A 1,649-nucleotide genomic window follows, 5' to 3' on the forward strand; every position below is an offset into this window, starting at 1 on the left:
CCCTCCCCCTCCGTGTCAGGCTACCTGTCACCCTTGTTGATTGACTCATTCATTCAAGAGGGCGAAGGTGCATAACAATGTCCAATCTAGGCAAACGCTACGACGACGACTTCAAAGATTGGGTCGTCTTGCAAATGATGCCGCCTCTAAATCGCTCAGTGGCAGAACTCGCCATTGCGCTTAATCTCACGCCTCAGTCACTGCGAAACTGGAGACAAATGGCTAGAGATAAAGGTTTGATCGTGCCGGGAAATGGCAAGACCAGTGATCAATGGTCCAGCGCCGATAAATTCAATGCTGTCATGGAAACCGCACCGTTGAGTGAGGTTGAGATTTCTCAATATTGCCGAATCAAGGGCATTTATCCTGAGCAAATCCAGCAGTGGCGCGAGGCGTGCCAAAACGCCAATACCCTTGCTGATTTGAAACCTAGTGCAGAAAGAACTGCCGAGCAGCGGCGGATCAAAGATCTGGAGCGTCAGCTGATCCAATCCGATGCAGGACGTGCGGAGGCGGTGGCTTTGCTGGAGCTCAGAAAAAAAGCCAATGCGATCTGGGGCAAGGACAAGGAAGACTGATCAGCGCCTCTGATCGTACGCAAGCCATGAAGTTGATTGCTGAAGCGGTGTTGAGTGGGGCTCGTCGATATCGAGCGTGTAATGAGCTAGGGCTGAGCCTGCGTACAGTTCAACGTTGGCGACACGCCTGCTGCGATGGGCGTCTACTGGCTCAGCGAGCAGCGCCGTCGAACAAGCTCAGTGAGGCAGAGCGCCAAGCGGTGCTTGATGCTGCCAATCAGGCTGGCTACGCCAGCCTCACCCCACACCAAATCGTTCCAAAACTGGCCGATGAAGGTATCTACCTCGCTTCAGAGTCGACGTTTTACCGTGTGTTAAAAGCCGCTAATCAAAACGTGCGTCGCGGCCGAACCAAAGCCCCGAAACGCAAGGTCCTGACGACGCATCGCGCTGACGCTCCCAATCAGGTTTGGTGCTGGGATATCACTTGGCTACCCAGCACTGTCAGAGGTCGTTTTTTCTACTGGTACATGGTCAAGGATGTCTACAGCCGCAAGCTGGTAGCCAATGAAGTGCATGAGGTGGAATGCGCCGAACACGCGTGTGAGCTGCTTAGAAAGGGATGCTTGCGTGAACATACAGCGGGTCGACCGTTGGTGCTGCACTCGGATAACGGCCACGTCATGAGAGGTTCCTTGTTACGTGAAAGCATGGTTGCCCTGGGCGTCGAGCCGTCCTTTAGCCGGCCAAGGGTGAGCAATGACAACGCTTACGCCGAAGCACTTTTTCGTACCGCAAAGTACTGCCCGCTCTGGCCGGATCAACCATTTGATACGGTGACTGAGGCAAGAATTTGGGTGCAGGGATTTATCGAGTGGTACAACGAAGATCACCGCCACAGCGCCCTGAAATACGTGACGCCAAACCAGCGGCACGAAGGCAAAGCAACGGCTCTATTACAAGCTAGAGCAATGCTTTATGAAAATGCCAAGGAAGCTAATCCGAGCCGCTGGAGCACTCGAACACGCAACTGGAAGTTGGCAGATGCTGTGTATTTAAACCCAGAGCGCCCTGAAATTAAGAGCGCAACGGGCTAGCAACTGTAAGACAAGGCGACAGGTACCTTGACAC

General features: G+C 53.6%; 1 protein-coding gene. It reads left to right on the forward strand.

Annotated elements, in window-relative coordinates; genetic code table 11:
- The first annotated feature begins 77 nt into the window (after positions 1-77).
- Positions 78-1,615, forward strand: a protein-coding gene (locus AC1DSG_RS30995) for an IS3 family transposase (RefSeq protein ID WP_371856329.1) whose coding sequence is annotated in 2 segments (ribosomal slippage) — positions 78-528 and positions 528-1,615 — 1,539 coding nt in all. Because the reading frame shifts where the segments join, the coding sequence is not laid out codon by codon here.
- The last annotated feature ends 34 nt before the right edge of the window (positions 1,616-1,649 follow it).

The sequence above is a fragment of the Pseudomonas sp. P5_A12 genome (assembly GCF_056400685.1).